The sequence below is a fragment of the Flavobacterium solisilvae genome, from assembly GCF_012911605.1.
GTDB lineage: Bacteria > Bacteroidota > Bacteroidia > Flavobacteriales > Flavobacteriaceae > Flavobacterium > Flavobacterium solisilvae.
In genome coordinates this window covers 37,395-52,977 of sequence record NZ_JAAMPT010000205.1, presented here as the reverse complement: position 1 = coordinate 52,977, position 15,583 = coordinate 37,395, and the positions used below count along the sequence as shown (strand labels likewise).

Annotated in this window: 15 protein-coding genes; 9 read left to right on the top strand and 6 right to left on the bottom strand. The window is 33.1% G+C overall.

The features are described 5' to 3' along the window. The first annotated feature begins 195 nt into the window (after positions 1-195). The gene (locus G6042_RS06990; protein ID WP_169523590.1) at positions 196-1,272 is read left to right on the top strand and encodes a glycosyltransferase; all 1,077 of its coding nucleotides are present in this window, start codon (positions 196-198) and stop codon (positions 1,270-1,272) included. Here the strand turns inward: G6042_RS06990 and G6042_RS06985 are convergent. Next, positions 1,246-2,289, bottom strand: a complete 1,044-nt coding sequence (locus G6042_RS06985) for a sensor histidine kinase (protein WP_169523589.1) — start codon at positions 2,287-2,289, stop codon at positions 1,246-1,248. The genes G6042_RS06990 and G6042_RS06985 overlap by 27 nt on opposite strands. Positions 2,290-2,291: 2 nt before the next feature. Continuing rightward, positions 2,292-2,975, bottom strand: coding sequence for a response regulator (locus G6042_RS06980; RefSeq protein WP_169523588.1), 684 nt, complete (start codon positions 2,973-2,975; stop codon positions 2,292-2,294). 193 nt (positions 2,976-3,168) lie between these two features. Between G6042_RS06980 and G6042_RS06975 the strand changes: the two genes are divergently transcribed. The 6 genes from G6042_RS06975 (at position 3,169) to G6042_RS06950 (ending at position 10,418) form a co-directional block, all read left to right on the top strand. Continuing rightward, on the top strand, positions 3,169-5,937 hold the full coding sequence (locus G6042_RS06975) for a TonB-dependent receptor (protein WP_169523587.1): 2,769 nt from the start codon (positions 3,169-3,171) through the stop codon (positions 5,935-5,937). A 163-nt stretch (positions 5,938-6,100) separates the two neighbouring features. Further along, complete coding sequence (locus G6042_RS06970; RefSeq protein ID WP_169523586.1) at positions 6,101-7,261, top strand: hypothetical protein; 1,161 nt, start codon at positions 6,101-6,103, stop codon at positions 7,259-7,261. 115 nt (positions 7,262-7,376) lie between these two features. Beyond that, complete coding sequence (locus G6042_RS06965) at positions 7,377-7,691, top strand: T9SS type A sorting domain-containing protein (protein ID WP_169523585.1); 315 nt, start codon at positions 7,377-7,379, stop codon at positions 7,689-7,691. A 92-nt stretch (positions 7,692-7,783) separates the two neighbouring features. Continuing rightward, on the top strand, positions 7,784-8,566 hold the full coding sequence (locus G6042_RS06960; RefSeq protein ID WP_169523584.1) for a T9SS type A sorting domain-containing protein: 783 nt from the start codon (positions 7,784-7,786) through the stop codon (positions 8,564-8,566). 99 nt (positions 8,567-8,665) lie between these two features. Then, positions 8,666-9,646, top strand: a complete 981-nt coding sequence (locus G6042_RS06955; RefSeq protein ID WP_169523583.1) for a LuxE/PaaK family acyltransferase — start codon at positions 8,666-8,668, stop codon at positions 9,644-9,646. Positions 9,647-9,896: 250 nt separating this feature from the next. Further along, positions 9,897-10,418 (top strand): hypothetical protein, encoded by a 522-nt coding sequence (locus G6042_RS06950; protein ID WP_169523582.1) that lies wholly within the window; start codon positions 9,897-9,899, stop codon positions 10,416-10,418. Positions 10,419-10,447: 29 nt separating this feature from the next. On the opposite strand, the gene tyrS is transcribed toward G6042_RS06950, so the two are convergent. Next, positions 10,448-11,740: a tyrosine--tRNA ligase gene (gene tyrS / locus G6042_RS06945; RefSeq protein WP_169523581.1), complete on the bottom strand. Its 1,293-nt coding sequence runs from the start codon at positions 11,738-11,740 to the stop codon at positions 10,448-10,450. A 12-nt stretch (positions 11,741-11,752) separates the two neighbouring features. Here tyrS and G6042_RS06940 point away from each other — a divergent pair, with 12 nt between their 5' ends. After that, positions 11,753-11,926 (top strand): hypothetical protein, encoded by a 174-nt coding sequence (locus G6042_RS06940; protein ID WP_169523580.1) that lies wholly within the window; start codon positions 11,753-11,755, stop codon positions 11,924-11,926. Positions 11,927-12,098: 172 nt separating this feature from the next. Beyond that, entirely contained in the window at positions 12,099-13,121 is a 1,023-nt protein-coding gene (locus tag G6042_RS06935; protein WP_169523579.1) for an NAD-dependent epimerase/dehydratase family protein, read from the top strand. Here G6042_RS06935 and G6042_RS06930 read toward each other — a convergent pair. From G6042_RS06930 to G6042_RS06920, 3 genes are read right to left on the bottom strand one after another with little or no spacing between them, the layout of a single operon-like run. Next, positions 13,108-13,491 (bottom strand): DUF4296 domain-containing protein, encoded by a 384-nt coding sequence (locus tag G6042_RS06930; RefSeq protein ID WP_169523578.1) that lies wholly within the window; start codon positions 13,489-13,491, stop codon positions 13,108-13,110. The two genes, G6042_RS06935 and G6042_RS06930, sit on opposite strands and share 14 nt — an antisense overlap. A gap of 10 nt (positions 13,492-13,501) precedes the next feature. Beyond that, positions 13,502-14,848 (bottom strand): dihydroorotase, encoded by a 1,347-nt coding sequence (locus G6042_RS06925; RefSeq protein WP_169523577.1) that lies wholly within the window; start codon positions 14,846-14,848, stop codon positions 13,502-13,504. Positions 14,849-14,854: 6 nt separating this feature from the next. Next, positions 14,855-15,577 carry a polyprenol monophosphomannose synthase gene (locus G6042_RS06920; protein WP_169523576.1) on the bottom strand — a complete coding sequence of 241 codons (723 nt, stop codon included), beginning with the start codon at positions 15,575-15,577 and terminating at the stop codon, positions 14,855-14,857. Positions 15,578-15,583 lie beyond the last annotated feature (6 nt).

Here is a 15,583-nt window from a genome sequence, read left to right as displayed (position 1 = left end):
TCGCTTCAAACGAAGTTCATCGAACTCCGAAGAAAATGAAAGTTAAGTGAGATAATCAGGGTTAAAACTGTAAACCATTTGATTCCTAGTAAACGAATAGAAAAAAATTAGCCCCGATTGAAGTGAAAATCCTTTTATAATCACAGAAGTAATTATAAAAGATTGAAACGGAAAGCGGGAAAACGGAAAGCAAAAATGCCCGAACCATTCGCTCAAAATAAAAAAAATATTTTAGTTGCTCCATTAAATTGGGGTTTAGGTCATGCTACGCGTTGTATTCCCATAATTCGAGAATTGCAACAAAATGGCTTTACGCCAATCATTGCTTCCGATGGAAATGCTTTGGCATTGCTCAAAAAAGAATTTCCAAACTTGGTTCATCTCGAATTGCCTTCGTATCAAATTGAATATGCCAAAAAAGCCGAAAATTTTAAGTGGAAATTGATAAAAAATAGTCCAAAAACCATTCACGCTATTTTGGAAGAGAAAAAAATGACGAAAAAATGGGTGAAGGAATTTGATTTATGCGGTATTATTTCGGACAACAGACTTGGTGTTTACAGCAAAAAAATTCCGAGTGTTTTTATTACACATCAACTCACGGTTTTGTCAGGAAAAACAACTTGGATTTCGAGCAAAATGCATCAGTTTTTTATTAAAAATTTTACCGAATGTTGGGTTCCCGATTTTGATAAAAATGTGAATTTTTCAGGAAAATTAGGTCATTTAAAAGACGGTTCGCTAAACTTAAAATACATTGGAATTCTCAGCCGATTGGAGAAAAAAGAATTGCCCAAAAAATATGATTTGATGGTTTTGCTTTCTGGTCCAGAACCGCAACGAACGATTTTGGAAGAAAAACTGATTGACGAAATTGAAAATTATAGTGGCAACATTCTTTTCATCAAAGGAAAAGTGGAAGAAACGCAAAAAATGGAGCAAAAAAATCACGTCACTTTTTGCAATTTTATGACTTCAACCGAACTGGAAACCGCTTTTAATGAAAGTGAAACTGTTCTTTGTCGTTCGGGTTATACGACGATTATGGATTTAGTAAAACTGGAGAAAAAAGGGTTTTTTATCCCAACTCCGGGACAATTTGAACAGGAATATCTCGCCAAACGATTGAAGAAAAAAGGCATTATTCCTTTTGCAAATCAGGATGATTTTAGAATTGAAAAATTACAAGAAATTCAGTTATATAGCGGTTTTCCAAAGATTAGCGAAGAAATACATTGGAAACAATTATTTATCCTTTTCGATAGTGAATGAAAACTCTGAACCTTTGCCAAACTCGCTTTCTACATAAATCGATTCACCGTGTGCTTCAATAATATGCTTTACGATGGAAAGTCCAAGTCCAGAACCACCTTCGCTTCGCGCACCACTTTTATCCACACGAAAAAAGCGTTCAAAAATTCTTGAAAGATATTGTTTTGCAATTCCTTCGCCGTTATCACGAATACGAACAATCAATTTACTATCGACTAAATCTTCAATGGTAACTTCTGTCGTGCCGTTTTCTTTACCATATTTTATGGAATTCATCACTAAATTAGTGACAACTTGTTGGATTTTATCCTTGTCAGCAAAAACGTTGATGGCTTTGTTATACTTTCGGTCAAACATCAAAATAATGTTCTTTTTGTCGGCGTTCATTTCGAGCAAATCGAAAACATTTTGAATAACTTCCACAATATTAAATTTAGACAAATCGAGGTTCATTTCGCCCATTTCAAATTTGGCAATCATGTCTAAATCTTCCACAATGTAAACCAATCGTTCGACACCTTTTTCGGCTCGTTCGAGGTATTTTTTTCTCACTTTTTTATCGTCCATTGCACCTTCAAGCAGTGTTGATATATAACCTTGAACGGTAAAAAGTGGTGTTTTCAATTCGTGAGAAACATTTCCCATAAATTCTCTACGGTATTCTTCACGGACTTTTAGGGTTTCGATTTCGAGTTTTTTATCGGTAGCAAACTTTTTAACCTGTTTGGTTAGCGTTGCCATATCGGTAGTAATGGGTTGATTGATAAAGGAAGTCGATTCGAGAAAGGAAACATCGTCGTAGATTTTTTTTACTCTTCGATAAATAAATTTTTCTACTCGATATTGTATCACAAAGAAGGAAAATGTTGCCATCGAAACGGCAAAAAGCAAACAAATTGAGAATGAAAATTTGCCAAAAAACCACAATAATAATCCAAGAAAACCAGTTGAAAAAAGGGTAATATAAGTGGTTGAAACTAGTGCAAACCGGTATGTTTTCTTGAATTTTATTGCCATTATTATCCTTCTAATTTGTATCCAACACCTTTGATGGTTTTGAATAAATCTTCGTCGATTTTTTCGCGCAATTTACGAATATGTACGTCAATTGTTCGTCCGCCAACGATAACTTCATTACCCCAAACTTTGTCTAAAATTTCTTCACGTTTAAATACTTTTCCAGGTTTTGAAGCTAAAAGATAGAATAGTTCAAATTCTTTTCTTGGCAATACGATTTCTTTTCCGTCTTTAATAATTTTATATTCTTCGCGATTGATTTCTATTCCGGCAACGTTTAAAGTTTCGGTAGATTTTTCGTCTTCTTTTAATCTTCGTAGTAATGCTTTTACTTTACTAACCAATAATTTTGGTTTTATAGGTTTAGTTATGTAATCATCGGCACCAGCATCAAAACCTGCTACTTGGGAATAATCTTCGCTTCGAGCCGTTAAGAAAGTAATGATTACATTGCTAAGTTCAGGAAGTTTCCTAATGTTTTCGCAAGCTTCCATTCCATCCATTTCGGGCATCATTACGTCCATGATGATCAATTGTGGCAAATGTTTTTTGGCTTTAGCAATCGCTTCTTTTCCATCAGAAGCCGTGATGATTTGATAACCTTCTTGCTCAAGATTATAGCCAACAATTTCGAGAATATCTTGCTCGTCATCGACTAATAAAATGGTAATGTCCTTTTTTTTCATGTGTTGCAATCATTTTAGAATAGCAATGCAAAAGTAAAGATAATACAAAATGATATGTAAATGAAATACTGAGTTAACCATTATTTAATATGGTAACAATTTGGTAATATTTTCAAAACAAAATGCTAATAATCGAGTAACACGGTCTTTACATTGTGATAGTTTCTTTGCGCCAAAATAAAACACAACAAAAATGAAATTTAAATTAATTGTTATCACTTTGTTATTTACGGTTTTAGGATTTGCTCAAACCAAAGGAACAATAAAAGGTGTTGTTACTGATAAAGATTTGAATAACGAACCGTTACCGTTTGCAAATGTAGTGGTAAAAGGACAAAATATTGCGGTTAATACTGATGAAAATGGAAGTTTCAGTATTGCTATCGTTCCTGGAGAATATATTTTGGAATTTAGCTTTTTAGGTTATGAAAATGCCACCGAAAAAGTAATTGTAAAAGAAAACGAAACCATTATTGTAAATAAATCGATTGGTTCTGGAAGTTATACGCTTCAAGATGTTGTGATACAAAACACCACTAGTCGCGAGAAGGAAACAGCTCTTTTATTAGAACAAAAAAAGGCTGTAGAAATTAAACAAAGTATTGGAGCACAAGAAATGTCGAGAAAAGGAATTAATAGTGTTGAAGAAGGCTTAACAAAAATTACTGGAATTAGTAAAGTTGAATCTAAAGGTTTATTCATCCGCGGACTTGAAGACAGATATAATAATTTATTGGTAAATGGATTAGCTGTTCCATCAAACAGTCCGTTTAAAAAAATAATTCCACTAGATCAATTCCCAACTGATGTTGTTGGCTATATGGATGTTTACAAAACGTTTAATCCCGATATTTATGGAGATTTTGCTGGTGCAACGATTGATGTTACCACAACACAACCATCTGACAGTAAAACAAAAATAAGTTATGGTGTTGGTTATACAACTAACAATAATTTGAATGATTTTTTACTTTCATCAGATGCTGACAATACTAAAAGTTTCTTTGGTTTTGGCGGTCAAGAAAGAAATCTTCCTTCTTCTTATGGTGCAATTCCAAACGGAAAAATCGCTAATGACTACAAGTCAACTTGGAATGTAGAAAAAATCAAAGCTCCATTGAATACAAGTTTTGGTGTTTCACACGCTGGCAAATTTTACATTGGCAAAAATCAAAATAAATTGAACTATATTATTGCTACAAATTTTGACAATACGTATCAGTTTAGAGAAGGTGTTGATAGAACTTTTTCGCAAGGACAAGGAATTTATGATAACAATCTAGTTAAACAATCCTACCGATTTAAAACTCAAGCCTCAACGCTTGCTGGATTGAATTACAAAACCGATAGAGTTAAATTATTTTACAATGCTTTTTATCTAAAATCGACTGATAATCTTATCCAAGACCAAGTTGGTTACACAAGAACTGCGGTTGACAATCCAAATGAATTCATCCGATTAAACCAATATGAACAATCCGATTATTTTGCCAATCAGTTTTTTGGAAATTATAAAATCACTGCGGATGACAAACATTCTATAAAGGCTGGAATTTCATACACTAGAACAAAATACAATCAACCAGATAGAAAGTTTATCACTGGTACAAAAATCAATGATACGGAAATCAATACTCAATACGGAAGTAACAATTTATTACGTCAGTTTTTCAACATTGACAATAATTTCCATATGTCAGGAAACATTGAATATAACTTCAAATTCGGCAAAAAAGAAGATGCAAAAAACAAAATCTCCTTTGGATATAACGGTTTTGCAGAATATATGGTTTCTAAGTTCCGTTTTACTTTTGGTGTTCCAAATGCTGGCGCAACTCCTTATGATGTAGCTGTAAACCAAATTGATGCAGCAATCCAAAACGATATCGCTAACAACTTTGTATCTTTTACAGAACAATCTACTGCTGAATGGAAAACCAAAGTATTCCAAAGAGCCGATGGATTTTACACTAAATTCTTATTCAATGCATCAGAAAAATTAGAATTCAACATCGGAATTAGAGCTGAAAACACCATTAGAGAATACAAATATAAATCGATTGTTGATCCAATTTCTAATCCTTACAGAAGCATAAACAACGAAAACCTATACATTCTTCCATCGATAAATGTAAAATATATAACATCGGAAACAAGTAATTTACGTTTTGCTGCTTCAAAAACTTACACAAAACCAGTGCTTTTTGAAAGCTTAAATATTAATTTAATTAATGCCGATGGAACCACCGAATTAGGAAATCCATTACTAGAAAACAGTGAAAATTACAACGCTGATTTAAAATTTGAAGTATTCCCAACCAAAAACGAACTATTTGCTGCAACAGTTTTTGCAAAATACATTGACAATCCTATTGAAAGAACTATCCAAGCAAGTGCTACAGGAAGTGGACAAACCATTACTTATTTCAATAATGATAGTGCAACATTGTTTGGTGCAGAATTTGAAGTTTTACTACAATTAAGTAGAATTAATCAACGTTTAGAAGGCTTTTCATTTGGCTTCAATACTTCATTAATGATAACAGAAGCTACCGTTAATAAAAACAGAAATGGTTATTTTGATACTTTTGAAAAAAGAAATTTACAAGGTGCATCTAATTGGTTAATCAACTCTGACCTTAAGTATGAATTTGATTTAAATCCTAATTGGAAAAACACAACCTCATTAGTTTATGGCGTTTACGGTGAAAGAATTTATGCCGTTGGTGTTGCAGGAAACGATCACATCTATGAAAAACCTTTCCACAAACTTGACTTTGTTTGGGGAAGCAACATAAATAAAAAATGGGATATTAAACTTTCTATCGATAATATTTTAAATCCACTTTACAAAAGAGAACTTGGCGAAGACAGTAAAATCAATATAGACGAACCATCCTTATTACTTGAAAGTTATAAACGAGGCGTTGGATTTTCGACAAGTTTATCCTATACATTCTAAAAAAACAAAAAAAGAGTTCATTTTGAACTCTTTTTTTATTCATGATTTCGAAACATTGAATTTACAATTAAATGAACTTAGACTAACTTTTAAATAATAATTACCCAACAATAAAAAAACATTGCCAAAGTACATTTGTCAAAACATTAAAACACAATTAAAAATGAAAAAATTACTATTTAGCTTAACGATTTTATCAACAATTTTTGTTGGATGTTCAACCGATGATGATGAAACAACAATCCAACCAATTGAAGGAGAACTTACAGGTTCAATAACTACAAACAGAACAATTGCTTTTGGAAATTATACATTAAACGGAATTGTGACTATCGAAAGTGGCGTTACCGTAACTTTTGATGCTGGCTCAACTATCACCGCAAACGCAACTAATGGTGTTGATGCTATAGTGGTTAAAAATGGCGGCAAACTAATCATGAATGGAACAGCTTCACAACCAATCGTTTTGACTGAACCATCGGCAACTCCAGGTTCTTGGGGAGGAATTATTATGTATGGTGATGCTCCAATCAATGGTGCTGGTGGCGTAACTACAAAAACATCAGAAGATGGATTAAATTTACCTTATGGCGGAACAAATGCAGCTCACAATGGCGGAACTTTACGTTACGTTAGAGTAGAATATGCTGGTAAAAAAATTACTGACGGAACAAGCGAAATGAATGGTTTTTCATTCTATTCTGTTGGCTCAGGAACAACTCTAGACCATTTAGTTTCATACAAAGGTGCTGATGATGGATTTGAATTCTATGGTGGAACTGTAAGTGCTACCAACTTAATTTCTTATGGTAATTTTGATGACTCTTTTGACTGGCAAGATGGATGGAAAGGTCAAAACAATTCAAACTGGTATGCTTACCAAGTTGGAACTGGAAACTTTGGAATGGAAATCGAAGCATCTAACAACAATAATGCTTATTGGCCAGTGATCACAAATATTACATTAAAAAGAGCAACTGGAACAGTTACTGAAGGTGGTTCTTCTGCCGCAGAATATGATGCAATTCAATTCAAGAAACAAGGAAATGGTGATTTCTCAAACGTGTTAATCTCAGGTTACACAACCGCAGGTTCAACAGCAGTAAGAATTCAAGATGCAGGAACAAACACAGACCAAGTTAATGCAAACAAAATTAAATTAACTACAGTTAAAATTTTAGATGGAACATCACAATATCTTGGAGCTGGAGCATTAACTGTTAGTTTCCCGGCAGGCCAATACACAACTAGCGATGCTGCAACAGGCGCAAGTATTACAAGCGGAACTTGGGCTACAGTAAACGGAACCAACTTAATACAATAATTACATCAGAATTTCCTAAAAATTTCACAAAAAATGCCTTCCTAACACGAAGGCGTTTTTTTTGGTACAATATTTGAAATATATTTTATACATTTGTAATAACCAAATTATGACAATGGCTAAAAACTACTTTTATTTTACACTTTTACTTTGCTTGTTTTCTTTTTCGGGATTTGCCCAAGATGGAAAAACACAAGCTAGCGAAGCGTTAGGTTTTTATCCAAACCCTGTTAACAACGGTAAAATCTACATCACATCCAAAAATACTCTCGAAAGAGAAATACTAATTTTTGATGTTTTAGGCAAAAAAGTATTCCAAACCACAACTGCCACTAAAGAGATAAATATCAGTTCAATTCCACCAGGAGTTTATCTGATTAAAATAAAGGAAGCAGAAACTACTGCCACTAGAAAATTAATTGTCAGATAGTTAATTTTAAAAATTTAACTATTTTTTTACTTTGATAATTTTTATTATAAGAATTTGTCACTAACTTTGTACTCTAATTAATATTGAAATTTATGAAAAAACTTTACACTTTATTAGCATCTGTTGTCATTTCAGCATCAATAAACGCTCAAGTCAATTTAATACCAAACGATGGTTTTGAAAATTGGACTGATGGCACTCCAGATTCATGGTTCGTAACTGGATCAACTGTTGCGCAAAGTACTACAATTTTTCACGGTGGAACTAGTTCTTTGGGTTTTACTGCTCCAGCTACCGGAAACAAAACCATTAGTCCAACTACTGACATTCCTGTAACACAAGGCGTAACTTATGTTTTTTCTGGTTGGTATTTAGACAATGATACAACTGCAAGATTTAGATTTTGGAATCAATTTAGAACAGCTAGTGCTGACACAGGAACAAACCCTTTGCAAGGTGCCGATTACTCTACAGATTCTCCTTCTTGGCAATTCTTTACTGCTGAAGCTACTCCACATGTAAATGCTGTTGTAGCTAGAGCTGGATTAAGAATTTATCCTGAAGCTTCTACAACTGGTGGTGGTGTAATTTATTTTGATGATATTAAATTTTATGACAAATCTACTTTATCTTTAGAAGATGTGAAAAATTTTGACAATCAAGTGAAAATGGCTACTGTTGTATCTGATATTTTAACTATCCAAATGCCTACAAGAGCAACTGTAAATATTTATTCAATGGACGGTAAACTATTTAGCTCAAACAGAGTAGATAGCGAAGAAGCAATTAACACTCAATCTTTATCTGCTGGAGTTTATATTGTAACAATCCAAAATGATTATGCTAAAACTAGCAGAAAAATTGTAAAAAAATAAAACAATTAAAAACATATTGAAAAGCTCTGATGAAAGTCAGAGCTTTTTTATTTTTACTACTTTTGCATTTATTCTGAATTTATTTCAGAGTCTCAAGCAATGATTTCAATTCAAGACATATTCACTATTTCTTCTCAAAAGCAATTTGAAAAAATAGCTTTAAAAGTTTTTCGTTACCAATATGAAAACAACAGAGTCTATCGTGAGTTTTGTGATTTTTTAAACACCGATGTTCAAAAAGTAAAATCGCTGGAGAAAATTCCGTTTTTGCCAATACAATTTTTTAAAAGTCATGATGTGGTTTCAAACGCTGAAGCCATCCAAGAAACTTTCACTAGTAGCGGAACAACAGGAATGATTACCAGCAAACATCTCGTTACCGATGTTTCGCTCTACGAACAAAGTTATCAATTAGCTTTTTCAGAATTTTATGGAAATATCGAAGATTATGCCGTTTTGGCTTTGCTTCCATCCTATTTAGAACGCAACGGATCATCGTTGATATATATGGTTAAAGATTTAATTGAATTGTCAAACAACGAACACAGTGGTTTTTATCTTCACAATTATGATGAATTAATTACTAAACTAATTGAACTCGATTCGTCTGGTCAAAACGTAATTTTAATTGGTGTAACTTATGCATTATTGGATTTAATTGAAAAGCAAAATTTTCAGTTAAAGAACACCATTATCATGGAAACTGGCGGAATGAAAGGCAAACGAAAAGAAATCATCCGTGAAGAATTGCATTCTATTTTAGGCAAAAGTTTTGGCGTTCCCAATATCCATTCTGAATATGGTATGACCGAATTATTATCACAAGCGTATTCATTGGGCAACGGAATTTTTGAATGTCCAGCTTGGATGCAAATCCTAGTTCGCGACACCGAAGATTCATTATCTTATGTCGATTTCGGGAAAACTGGTGGTGTAAATATCATCGATTTAGCCAATATCAATTCGTGTTCGTTTATTGCTACGCAAGATTTAGGCAAAAAACACAGCAATAATTCTTTTGAAATATTAGGACGATTTGACAATTCCGATATTCGAGGATGCAATTTGATGGTTATGTAATAAAATCCATATTTTTACGTTATCTGACAATTAACGTTATCGTATGCGAATTTTTCTATTTGTCTTTTTTTGTTACTTTTCTGCTTTCGCCCAAAACCAGTCCATAAAAATAGTTATTAATTCAATAACAAGTTCTGACAGCTTATCTTTTAGAAAATTTTCCATCAATTACAGCCTTAGTAATCTTACAAGCAATAAAATTTCATTTTTCCTAAATCCTGAAATTGTTCACGCTGGTTCTGGTGGCTCAATGAGTACATTTGTTTCTTCAAAATTATATCAAGAAAGCGAAGAATTTCCTTTGCACTCCATTCTATCATCCACATCAAAAAACAGAGAATTACCATTCAACTATGAAAATTTACCAGAAGGAAAGGAAAAAAATGAGATTTTAAAAAAATACTTAAAAGAAGTTTTAGGAATGGATATTGATAAAGAAATCGAAGAATTTTCAAAAAACAAAGACGAAAACTACCGTTTAAGAAAATCCAGTGAAGAACTAATGAATTCAATAATGGCGCTTGAACCAAAAGAAACTAAGCATTACACAAAAATATATTATTGGGATAAAAAAAGGTACCACAAAATTGATGAACTAGAGTATTATATTAGTGAAAATTCTAATTGTTACCTTGAATTATATATTGTTCTACTAAAAGAACATTACAAAGAAAGAATGACAGAAGATGACTTTAAAACTTTATTAAACATCCCTAATTTTATTGAAGGTTGGTTTTCTTCCAACAAAGTCGAAATTAATTTTAGAGAATAAAAAAGGAGCAAAATTTGCTCCTTTTTGTATTAAACCACTTTTATCAAGTAATAATTTTTCTTTCCTTTTTGCAACATCACAAACTGATTGTGAATTAAATCAGCCGAAGTTATTTTGTAATCCGCTGCAATTTTTTCTTTATTCAACGAAATTGAATTTTGTTGCAATTCACGTCTTGCATCGCTATTAGAAGCCAAGAAATTTGTTTTGGCAGAAAGTGCCGCAATCATATCTAAACCTTCGTTCAAATCATCAACCGAAACCTCAGCTTGTGGAACGCCATCAAAAACTTCTAAAAAAGTAGCCACATCCAATTTTTTCAAATCATCCATTGTAGGACTAAAAAAAGCACTCGAAGCAAAAATTGCTTTCTCCAATTCTTCTTTTCCATGAACAAAAGTGGTGATTTCTTCCGCCAAACGCTTTTGTAAAACTCTCAAATGTGGAGCAGTTTGATGCTCAGCAATTATACTATCAATTGTATTTTTATCCAAAAACGTAAAAATCTTAATGTATTTTTCCGCATCAACATCAGTCGTATTCAACCAAAATTGGTAGAATTTATATACCGAAGTTTTATCGGCAGTTAACCAAACATTTCCTCCTTCCGATTTTCCAAATTTTGAACCATCAGCTTTAGTAATCAACGGACAAGTCATGGCATACGCTTTTGCTCCTTCGCCGTTCATTCTACGAACCAATTCCGTTCCAGTCGTAATATTTCCCCATTGATCGCTTCCACCCATTTGCAGCAAACAATTGTATTCTTTATGCAAATGATAAAAATCATAACCTTGAATCAACTGATACGTAAACTCCGTAAAACTCATTCCTGGTCCATCGCCAGCAAAACGCTTCTTCACAGAATCCTTTGCCATCATATAGTTAACCGTAATTCGTTTACCAACATCGCGCGCAAAAGCAATAAACGAAAACTCCTTCATCCAATCATAATTATTCACCAAAATTGGTGCATTTGGCGCAGTAGAATTAAAATCCAAAAAGCGAGATAAAACCGCTTTAATTCCAGCCACATTTTTCTCCAAAGCAACTTCATCAAGCAAATTTCTCTCGTCACTTTTCCCAGATGGATCGCCAATCATTCCCGTTGCGCCACCAACCAAAGCAATAGGTTTATGACCAAATTTTTCCAAATGAACTAAAAGAATTATCGGAACCAAACTTCCAATATGCAACGAATCACTCGTAGGATCAAACCCAATATAAGTTGTCGTCATTTCCTTCAAAAGTTGTTCTTCCGTTCCCGGCATAATATCGTGAACCAAACCACGCCACTGCAATTCTTCTACTAAATTCTTCATTTTTTCAAAATTTTGACAAAGATAACAATTCAAAAACCAATGACAATAGCAATTTCAATATCAAAAATTAATTATGCTGAGCGAATCGCTTGGTCTTTAACTGTTGTCCATTTTCCTGCTTTCCGTTTCAATCTGTCATTGCGAGGAACGAAGACACACGAGCGAAGCGAACTGAGCGTAAGCTAATCTCATCAAACTTTTTTAGCGCAATGACAGGATTTCCACTTCAAATGAAATTCATCGAACTCCTATGAAAATTATTAACAGAGTGAGATAATCAGGGCTAAAAGAAATACAAAAGGCATACATTTAATCTAAAAAATCATAATTCATAACTCATAATTCATAAATTAGCAACATGATTTTAGTTACAGGCGGAACCGGTTTAGTTGGCGCACATTTACTGCTTCATTTAGCAGAAAATGAAACTGCTATTCGTGCTATTTATCGAAACGAACAAAAAACTGAAAAGACAAAAAAACTGTTTTTACTGCATAACAAAGAACATCTTTTCGCCAAAATCCAATGGATAAAAGCTGATATTCTCGACATTCCATCACTAGAAATCGCTTTTGAAAACATAGAATACGTTTACCATTGTGCCGCACAAATCTCTTTCAATCCAAAAGACGAAAATCTACTTCGAAAAGTAAATATTGAAGGCACAGCTAATATTGTCAATTTTTGCATCGACAAAAACATAAAAAAACTTTGCCACGTTAGTTCCATTGCAGCTCTTGGCGATTTAAAAGAAAATGAAACCATTTTATCCGAAGAAATAGAATGGAATCCCGAAGCTTTTCACAGCGACTATGCCATCACAAAATATGGTGCCGAAATGGAAGTTTGGCGCGGACAACAAGAAGGTTTAAACGTAATAATTGTAAATCCCGGAGTTATTTTTGGCACAACACTTTGGAAAGATGGGAGTGGCGAATTTTTTACCAAAATCAAAAAAGGATTTCCCTTTTACACCAAAGGTTCAACAGGTTACATCGGAGTTTTTGATGTTGTAAAAGTGATGCATTTGTTGATGAAAAGTACCGTTTCAGGAGAACGATTTTCACTAATTACAGAAAATCTATCTTTTGAAGAAATCATTTTTAAAATTGCTGACAAATTAAATGTCAAAAAACCAACTTTTGAAGTAAAACCTTGGATGACTTCAATTGCGTGGCGATTGGATTGGTTTGTTTCAACTGTTTTTAGAAACAAGCGAAAAATCACAAAATATGGTGCAAACTCATTGCATTCCAAAGAAATTATTTCCAACGAGAAAATAAAAAATCCCGAAATCTCGGGATTGAATTATGAGTTTCAAAGTATCGATTCTGTTTTGGACGAAATTATACTTTTGGACAAAAAAATTAATACACTTTAGGTGCATCCGAATTCTCGGTACTGTTTTTCTCTTCAGCTGTTTTTCCTGTTACCTTTTTATCGTCTTCATCTAATTTTGCTTTTACTTTTTCAAACATTTTTTTATACTCTTCAGCATCTGAAGCATAATATTTATTGCTCGAAACCAGTTGAAGACTATCAATTTTATATTTTTTTAAAATATATTGATTGATTTCTTCTTGAGTAAAACCTCGTTTTATTCCTTGTGTTTTAACCGTTTCTAGCAAAGAAATATCATATAAAATGTCAACCATTTTATCTTTTTCAATCAAATTGGATGGTTTTTCAATTACTGAATTGTTACAACCAATGGCAAAAATTGCTAAGCAAAAAAAGATTATTTTTTTCATATTTGTAAAATTATAACTCTCTTTCAAAAAGCAATCGCTTTCCAACTTTTTTATCTTTTACTTTAAAATTTTGGTAAACCAATTCTCCGTTTACAAAAGTATGCGATATTCTCGATTTGAAATTATAACCTTCAAACGGCGACCAACCACATTTTGCCAAAATATTTTCCTTCTTCACATTCCAAGGCAAACCAGCATTTACAATCACTAAATCGGCATAAAATCCTTCTTTGATAAAACCTCTTTTTTCGATTTTAAAAATCTTTGCCGGATTGTGACACATTTTTTCAACGATTTTCTCTACCGAAATTTTTCCTTGATGAAATGTTTCAAACATCGCAACAACAGCATGCTGAACTAATGGTCCGCCAGATGGTGCTTTTAAATACGATTGCTGTTTTTCTTCCAAAGTATGTGGTGCATGATCGGTTGCAATAACGTCAATTCTATCATCAAGCAATGCTTCCCAAAGTGCTTTTCTGTCATTTGCCGTTTTTACAGCAGGATTCCATTTGATAAAATTACCTTTGGTTTTATAATCTTCATCGGTAAACCAAAGATGATGAATGCAAACTTCGGCAGTGATTTGTTTTTCTTCCAACGGAATTTTATTAGTAAAAAGTTCCATTTCTTTTGCTGTAGAAAGATGAAAAACATGTAATCTTGCTCCCGTTTTTTTAGCCAATTCAATCGCTTTTGATGAAGAAAGATAACATGCTTCTTCGCTTCTAATCAAATGATGTGCTGTAACTGGAATATCTTCACCATATTCGGCTTTGTACTTTTCGAGATTATTTTTAATCGTCGCTTCGTCTTCACAGTGAACGGCAATCAACATTTTGGTAGAAGAAAAAATCTTTTCCAACGTTTCTTGATTATCAACCAACATATTTCCAGTTGATGAACCTAAAAATAATTTTATTCCAGCTACATTTCGTGGATTGGTTTTTAAAACTTCTTCGAGATTATCGTTTGTTCCGCCCATCATAAACGAATAATTCGCATAGGAAGTTTGAGCTGCAATTTGATATTTTTCTTCCAAAAGCTCTTGCGTAACCGCATTTGGAACGGTGTTTGGTTGCTCGATAAACGAGGTTATTCCGCCAGCAACTGCAGCACGACTTTCGGTTTCGATTGTTCCTTTATGGGTTAAACCTGGTTCACGAAAATGCACTTGATCATCAATTGCACCTGGAATTAAATAATTTCCTTCGGCATCAATAATTTTACAGTTAGCAGATTTCGGACTGATACTTTCGGCAATTTCGACTATGAATTCATTTTCAATCAAAACGTCGCCTTCTACTATCTTACCTTCATTTACAATTTTGGCATTTTTAATTAAAACGGTATTCATTTTATATTATAATCGGTTAAAAAACTTTTTTATTCGCAGTGACAAAACGCCAAAAACGGCTTCTTTAATAATGGCACCACTCATTTTGGATTGTCCTTTTGTTCTATCAGTAAAAATTACTGGAACTTCTTGTATGTTGAATTTTTTTGCAAAAGCACGGTATTTCATTTCGATTTGAAACGCATAGCCAATAAATTTTATTTTATCCAAATTGATGGTTTCTAAAACGTGTTTTTTGTAGCAAATAAATCCTGCCGTTGCGTCCATGATTTTCATTCCAGTTATCATTCGAACATAAACCGAAGCAAAATAAGACAGTAAAACTCTACTCAATGGCCAGTTTACAACGTTAACTCCAATAACATATCGAGAACCAACTGCTAAATCTGCACCATTTAAACATGCTTCATGAAGTCGTTCTAAATCTTTGGGATTATGTGAGAAATCGGCATCCATTTCAAAGATGAATTCGTAATTTCTTTGCAAAGCCCATTTGAAACCGTGAACATAAGCAGTTCCTAAACCAGATTTCTTTTTTCTTACTTCTAAAAATAATTTTTCAGAAAATTCAGTTTGTAATTCAACCACTTTTTGAGCAGTTCCATCGGGAGAATTATCATCAACAATTAGAATATGAAACGTTTTTTCAAGTGAAAACACAGCACGAACAATACTTTCGATATTTTCAATTTCATTATATGTTGGAATAATTACTATGCCTGAACTCATTTTATA

Coding starts and splice junctions, on each gene's coding strand:
- G6042_RS06990 (WP_169523590.1), top strand. CDS start 196: ATGCCCGAACCATTCGCTCAAAATAAAAAAAATATTTTAGTTGCTCCA.
- G6042_RS06985 (WP_169523589.1), bottom strand. CDS start 2,289: ATGGCAATAAAATTCAAGAAAACATACCGGTTTGCACTAGTTTCAACC.
- G6042_RS06980 (WP_169523588.1), bottom strand. CDS start 2,975: ATGAAAAAAAAGGACATTACCATTTTATTAGTCGATGACGAGCAAGAT.
- G6042_RS06975 (WP_169523587.1), top strand. CDS start 3,169: ATGAAATTTAAATTAATTGTTATCACTTTGTTATTTACGGTTTTAGGA.
- G6042_RS06970 (WP_169523586.1), top strand. CDS start 6,101: ATGAAAAAATTACTATTTAGCTTAACGATTTTATCAACAATTTTTGTT.
- G6042_RS06965 (WP_169523585.1), top strand. CDS start 7,377: ATGGCTAAAAACTACTTTTATTTTACACTTTTACTTTGCTTGTTTTCT.
- G6042_RS06960 (WP_169523584.1), top strand. CDS start 7,784: ATGAAAAAACTTTACACTTTATTAGCATCTGTTGTCATTTCAGCATCA.
- G6042_RS06955 (WP_169523583.1), top strand. CDS start 8,666: ATGATTTCAATTCAAGACATATTCACTATTTCTTCTCAAAAGCAATTT.
- G6042_RS06950 (WP_169523582.1), top strand. CDS start 9,897: ATGAGTACATTTGTTTCTTCAAAATTATATCAAGAAAGCGAAGAATTT.
- tyrS (WP_169523581.1), bottom strand. CDS start 11,740: ATGAAGAATTTAGTAGAAGAATTGCAGTGGCGTGGTTTGGTTCACGAT.
- G6042_RS06935 (WP_169523579.1), top strand. CDS start 12,099: ATGATTTTAGTTACAGGCGGAACCGGTTTAGTTGGCGCACATTTACTG.
- G6042_RS06930 (WP_169523578.1), bottom strand. CDS start 13,491: ATGAAAAAAATAATCTTTTTTTGCTTAGCAATTTTTGCCATTGGTTGT.
- G6042_RS06925 (WP_169523577.1), bottom strand. CDS start 14,848: ATGAATACCGTTTTAATTAAAAATGCCAAAATTGTAAATGAAGGTAAG.
- G6042_RS06920 (WP_169523576.1), bottom strand. CDS start 15,577: ATGAGTTCAGGCATAGTAATTATTCCAACATATAATGAAATTGAAAAT.